The organism is Prosthecobacter sp. (assembly GCF_029946185.1).
Classification (GTDB): Bacteria; Verrucomicrobiota; Verrucomicrobiia; order Verrucomicrobiales; family Verrucomicrobiaceae; genus Prosthecobacter.
On the sequence record NZ_JAQSEA010000065.1, the window covers coordinates 1 to 5888 of the forward strand.

Consider the following 5888-nt stretch of genomic DNA (forward strand, 5'->3'; position numbering starts at 1 on the left):
CAGGTCGTCCGCGTGTTGCGTGGGTTGATTCGTGCTGAATACCGCAAACACGGTGACGCTGGGTGTGGCGAAAGTAGCATGCTCAAGCGGAGCCAATGGGTGCACGCGGAGTGCTGCGGACTGAAGTCCGCGCGCCGGGACGCTTTGGCCTGCGCTACGGCATTCCGTGATGCGTGCGCTTTTCCGAGGACCATTCATTCCCGGCATGAATGCCGCCAGCTTCACTGACACAGCGCATGGCCAACGGAACATCACCGGTCTTGGATGGCAGAGCCATCAGAATTGAACGAGCCTTTCTGGTATGAAGTGCCAGACCGCGAAATATAGTGAAAAGCGCCAAACAAAAACGCGGGAGTCTTGCGACTCCCGCGTTGAATGGTTCTCGATGAGAGACGCCTGCTTATTCAGCGGCGACGGCTTCAGCAGATTCGGCTTTCTTTTTCGCAGCGGCCTTCTTCTTGGCAGGAGCCTTTTTGGCTGGTGCTTCGCCTTCGGCGGCAGGTTCAGCTGCGGCTTCAGGTTCAGGGGCTGCGGCGGCTTTTGGCACGTAAGCGTCCACCCACTCGATGTAGGCCATCGGAGCGGAGTCGCTGCGGCGCTGGCCGAGCTTGGTGATGCGGGTGTAGCCACCGACGCGGTCCTTGGAGGCCACGGCGATTTCTTCGAACAGCACTTTCACCACGTCTTTGTGACGGAGGGAGGAGAGGGCGGTGCGGCGTGCATGCAGGGTGCCGCGCTTGCCGAGGGTGACGAGCTTCTCCGCGTAGGGGCGGAGGGCTTTGGCCTTGGCCAGTGTGGTGCGAATCCGGCGATGCTCGATGAGCGAGACCGTGAGATTCATGAGCAGCGCGTCGCGGTGATCCTGTTTGCGCTGAAGTTTAACGATTTTTCTTCCGTGTTTCATGTCCTAAAATAAGTCTAAAATTCTGTCTGTGATTGATTACTCGTCTTCGTCGTCTGCGTCTGGCAGATGGCTGTCCACCAGCTTGGTGAAGTCGAGTGAGTCTGCTTCTTCATCGTCGTCGCCGATCATGCTGCTGCGGGCAAGGAGGGAGACACCGCCAGGGGTGGCCTCAAGCAGCGCTGGATCGAACTTCATGCCGAGAGACAGACCAAGCTCTGCGAGCTTTTCCTTGATCTCGGTGAGGGACTTCTTGCCGAAGTTGCGGTAACGAAGCATTTCGCCTTCGGTCTTCATGGCCAGCTGGCCGACGCTGGTGATGTTGGCGTTGTTCAGGCAGTTGGCGGCGCGGACGGAGAGTTCGATCTCGTTGACGCTCATGTTCAGGAGCTTGCGCAGCTCGCTGTTTTCTTCGCTCTGAGCTTCCGGTGCGGCTTCGAATTCGATGGCCTTGTCGTCATAGTTGACGAAGACGTCGAGGTGGTGGCGCAGGATGGCGGCAGACTGCAGGAGGGAATCCTGGGGGGTAATGCGGCCGTCGGTCCAGATGTCGAGCACCAGCTTGTCATAGTCGGTGTTCTGACCGACGCGGGTGCTTTCCACGCCGTACTTCACGCGAGTGACAGGGCTGTAGATCGAGTCGATCGGGATGACGCCAATCGGGGTGTCAATACGCTTGTTTTCTTCCCAAGTGGAGAAACCACGGCCCACGCGCACTTCGAATTCGCATTCGAACTTCGTTTTGCGGTCGAGCGTGCAGATCACGAGGTCCTTGTTGATGACTTCGTAGTGGTTGTCGTCCTTGATGTCGCCGGCGGTGACAGGGCCTTCTTTGTCGGCCAGGATGGAAAGCAGGCGGGGCTCCTTGGCATCGCTGTGATGCTTGAAACGGACCTTCTTGAGGTTCAGAATGATCTGAACGACGTCTTCGAGCACGCCCGGAAGGGTGGTGAATTCGTGTTCCGCACCGCGGATCTTCACGGAAGTGATGGATGCGCCTTCAAGGGAGGAGAGGAGGACGCGGCGGAGGGAGTTCCCAATCGTGTGACCGTAACCTTTGTCGAAAGGTTCGGCAGTGAACTGGGCGTATGTTTCGGTTGCCGTGGCCTCGTTTTTCACAAGGCGGCTGGGCATCTCGAATCTAGCAAGACGTACTGACATAGGATTTGTGGGTAGCACTAACGGCCGGGTTACCTCCGGGCGAGATCCCTGCACATCTCGAAGAGAGGCAGGCGCGGAGACCAACGGCGAATGAATGACGACTCGCAGGGGGCCGGGAGTATGGAAGCCGGTCTTTAGAATGCAACCGGGAATTTTCAGGGGGAAACAGGCCGAAAACGCCCGAGGGGAAGGCTTGTTCCGGCTACTGCTGCGGCAGATTCAGTTCCACCCGCTCTTTGCCCCGCAGCACGACGGCAGGGATTTTCTCGCCGGGAAGGTGGTGCAGGAGCAGGCCGCCGATGATGGCGCTCTCCGTGAGGCGCTGTTTGAGATCGCCGATCTGAATGAGAATATCGTCCTTTTTAAAGCCCTCTTTCTTGGCGGCGGCGTGGGGGCCGTATTCGCCTACGTGGAAGACGCGCAGGGCCATCTGGGTCTTGTCGAGGCCCAAGGTGGCGCGTTCCTCATCGCTGAGGTCGTCCATTTTCATGCCGCCAAAGGCCATCGCCCGCATGGGCCAGGTGCCGACGCGCTTGCCGATGTCTGACTTCAAGCGCCAGCCAGTGGGGAGATCGAGGGTGAGGCCGGTTTCCTTGCCTCCTCGCAGGAATATGGCGGGCAGGGAGCCGGAGTCGGGCGAGCGATGGAGCACCCAACTCACATCGGCGATGGAAACGAGCGGTTGCTGGTTGAGCGACACGAAGCTGTCACCGATCTGGATGCCGGCCTTAGCGGCCGGCGAACCGGCGGCGACGGCCTCGACTTTGGCGACCTCATCGGTGGCGAGGGTGATGCCGAGGGTCTCGATGGAGGGCTGCGGGTAGATCCACTCGACCGGCACGGGCTTATTCTGGCTGCGGTAATAGGCACGAAAGGCGTCGCCGACCATGTGGCAGTGCACGCAACTGGCCATGACTTTGCCATTCCAGTCGAGCTTGCTCTGGTACTTGGCCGCCAGTGTCGGAAACTCGACGGGCGTCTGGTAGGGCGTGGGGCCGCCCTGCTTGCCACTAAGCGCGGCTCTGTTGGCCGGATAGCCCTTGTGGATGGCCAGAGCTGCATCGAGCGCTTTTCTGAAGCTGGCGGTGGTTTTGTTCAGCGGGTCCTTTTGATGCATCCATGAGCCAAAGCGGCCATAGGTCGTGCCGTCGCCATTGAAGAGGATCGCCGAAAAGGAGAGGTCGTAATCAAACTGGAAGCGGGAGAGGTCCAGCGCGTTTGCATTGATGATGCGCACACAGACAAATTGATCGAGCAGGGGAACGAGTTCCGGCTCCTCCAGCACACTGGCGTCTATGCCGGCACAGGCCGTGCAAGGCAGGCAGCGCAGCACCACGAGCAGCGGTTTGCCGGTGGTCTTCGCGAGGCGGAAGCCGCCATCGACGTCATTCCAGTTCCAGCGTGGGTCGTTTTCCAGCCGGGCCTTGTCGCCCCGCACGGCTCCCTCGCGGTCTTTGACCGTGGCGGCAGGCGCAAAGGCTGCCAGGGAAAGGAGCGAGAACAGGATTGCGGTCTTCATGCCGCATTGTGATGAATTTTGAGAGTCCGTGACAAGCCAAGAATTTTTTTCGCCCGGTTTTTGGAATGGACAGGCTTCAGTTTTCTCCGGTTAATCGTTCCAGTTTCCCACCCACGCGCTTTTAATGTCTGAAGTCACTGCCATTTCCAAATTCGCCTGCCCCGCCTGCGGCGCAGAAGCCGTCTGGACCCCATCTAAAAAAGCGCTGGTCTGCCCCTACTGCGGCACGGTGTCTCCTGCAGAGCTCAAATCTGACGGCTCACTGGTGGAAGAGAATGATCTGGTGGCCATGCTGCGGGCCATTCCCGATGACCAGCGTGGCTGGGCGGCGGTGCGCAAGACGGTGAAGTGTCAGAGCTGTCAGGCCATTTCCGTTTTTGATGAGAAGCGGGTGGCGCAGAATTGTGATTTCTGCGGCTCACCGGCCATGATTGCCATGGATGATGTCGGCTCGCCGATCCGGCCCGGTAGCCAGTTGCCCTTTAAAATCTCCCAAAGTCAGGTGCGCGAGGACATCCGCCGCTGGTACTCCAGCCACTTCTGGGCACCCAATGCCCTCGGGCAGAAGGCCATGACGGACACGCTGCATGGCATCTACCTGCCGTTTTGGACCTTTGACGCGCATGCAGAATGCCCCTGGGAGGCGGAGGCCGGGTACTATTACTACACCACCGACAGCAAAGGGAACCGCACTCGGCACACACGCTGGGAGTACGCGTCCGGTCACGTCAGCAGTGACTTTGATGATGTGCTGGTGCCTGCCTCCAAAGGCGTGCACACGGCTCTGCTCGAAAAGCTGCAGCCATTTCCCACCACCACGGATTTGCTGCCCTACGATCCCGGTTACCTCTCCGGCTGGGTGGTGGAGCAGTATCAGATCGATCTCGTGCAGGCGGCGCAGGATTCACGCGGACGCATGGATGGCATGTTGCGCAGCCAGTGCACCTCGCAGATCCCTGGAGATACCAGCCGCAATCTGCAAATCTCCCCCGACTACAGCGCGCAAACCTTTAAACATGTGCTGCTGCCGGTCTGGCTGCTGACTTACACCTACGGCACAAAGACTTATCAGGTCACCGTCAATGGTGCTACGGGTAAGATCGGTGGCGAATACCCGCTGAGCTGGGTGAAGATCACCATCGCCATCGTGATCGCGCTGATCATTCTTGGCATCTTCTTCGCCTCCCAGAACTGAGCCTGCGTGAATTTTCGCTTTCGAGAACTGCCCATCGCCATCGCGCTGCTCGCGATCTGTGCGTTTTTTGCCATCAAGGATCCGGCGTTTCTTGGGGCGCGCAATCTGTCGCTGCTCGTCACGGAGCTTTCGATCACGGCCACGCTGGCCATGGGCATGCTGCTCATCCTGCTGCCGGGACACATTGATTTGTCTGCAGGCAGCGGGGTCGGCTTGCTCGGCGGCATCGCGAGTGTGCTGGTGTTTCATTATCACCTGCCGGCACCTGCGGCACTGGGAGTGGGATTTCTCTGCGGTGTGTTAATCTGGATGGCGATGGGTGCCTTCATCGTGTGCGAGCGCATGCCCGCCTTCATTGTCACGCTCGGTGCCCTGCTGATCTTTAAAGGCTTCTTCTGGCTCGTCATCGACAACGCCACCGTGCCTGTGGCCCCCGGCGGGCAGAGCAATTTGTACTCGCTGCTCACCACTTACTACCTGCCGGTGGGGCTGGGCTGGCTGCTCGCGACGGGACTCGTGATCGCCCTGGTCTTCACCACGCTCAGTGCGCGCAAACGCCGCCAGCAGCACGGCTTTGCGGTGGACAGCAAGGAGATGGCATTCATGCGCCTTTTCATCACCGCTCAAGCCATCGCGCTGTTTGTACTCGTTACCGGTCAGTTTCGCGGCATTCCGCTGCCATCGCTCATTCTCGGCGGGGTGACGCTGATCGTGTATGCCGTCACTCAGCACACGGCGCTGGGGCGGCACCTGTATGCCATCGGCGGCAGCGCGGAGGCGGCCATGGTTTCCGGGGTGCCGATGAAACGCAGCGTGATCGCCGCCTACAGCGGCATGGGGGCCATCGTGGCCATCACGGGCTTCATGCAGACCGCCTATGTCGGTTCATCCACGACGACCACGGGAGACTTGATGGAGCTCGATGCCGTCGCCGCCTGCGTGATCGGCGGCGTTAGCCTGCGCGGCGGGCGTGGCAATGTGCTCGGCGTCCTGCTGGGGGCGCTGATCATTGCCTGCCTGCTGAACGGCATGGTGCTGACGTCGGTGCAGAATCATAACAAATACATCGCGCGTGGTGTCGTGCTGATTCTTGCGGTGTGGATGGATATGCG

5 protein-coding genes are annotated in these 5888 nt (G+C 59.8%); 2 read left to right on the forward strand and 3 right to left on the reverse strand.

Annotation, left to right across the window (positions count from 1 at the left end; translation table 11 throughout):
* Positions 1-400: 400 nt before the first annotated feature.
* From rplQ to PSV43_RS04495, 3 genes are all read right to left on the reverse strand, one after another.
* Complete coding sequence (gene rplQ, locus PSV43_RS04485) at positions 401-904, reverse strand: 50S ribosomal protein L17 (RefSeq protein ID WP_300194208.1); 504 nt, start codon at positions 902-904, stop codon at positions 401-403.
* A gap of 36 nt (positions 905-940) precedes the next feature.
* On the reverse strand, positions 941-2062 hold the full coding sequence (locus tag PSV43_RS04490) for a DNA-directed RNA polymerase subunit alpha (protein WP_300194210.1): 1122 nt from the start codon (positions 2060-2062) through the stop codon (positions 941-943).
* Positions 2063-2264: 202 nt separating this feature from the next.
* The gene (locus tag PSV43_RS04495; RefSeq protein WP_300194212.1) at positions 2265-3581 is read right to left on the reverse strand and encodes a Trx7/PDZ domain-containing (seleno)protein; all 1317 of its coding nucleotides are present in this window, start codon (positions 3579-3581) and stop codon (positions 2265-2267) included.
* A 124-nt stretch (positions 3582-3705) separates the two neighbouring features.
* Here PSV43_RS04495 and PSV43_RS04500 point away from each other — a divergent pair, with 124 nt between their 5' ends.
* A complete protein-coding gene (locus tag PSV43_RS04500; RefSeq protein ID WP_300194214.1) occupies positions 3706-4776 on the forward strand; it encodes a zinc ribbon domain-containing protein in 1071 nt (356 codons plus the stop codon).
* Positions 4777-4782: 6 nt separating this feature from the next.
* Positions 4783-5888 (forward strand): hypothetical protein (locus PSV43_RS04505; protein ID WP_300194216.1); only part of this gene is annotated, 1106 nt, incomplete at its 3' end.

Excerpts from the sequence above, each read along its gene's own strand:
- PSV43_RS04495 (WP_300194212.1), bottom strand. The coding sequence starts at position 3,581 with ATGAAGACCGCAATCCTGTTCTCGCTCCTTTCCCTGGCAGCCTTTGCG.
- PSV43_RS04490 (WP_300194210.1), bottom strand. The coding sequence starts at position 2,062 with ATGTCAGTACGTCTTGCTAGATTCGAGATGCCCAGCCGCCTTGTGAAA.
- PSV43_RS04500 (WP_300194214.1), top strand. The coding sequence starts at position 3,706 with ATGTCTGAAGTCACTGCCATTTCCAAATTCGCCTGCCCCGCCTGCGGC.
- rplQ (WP_300194208.1), bottom strand. The coding sequence starts at position 904 with ATGAAACACGGAAGAAAAATCGTTAAACTTCAGCGCAAACAGGATCAC.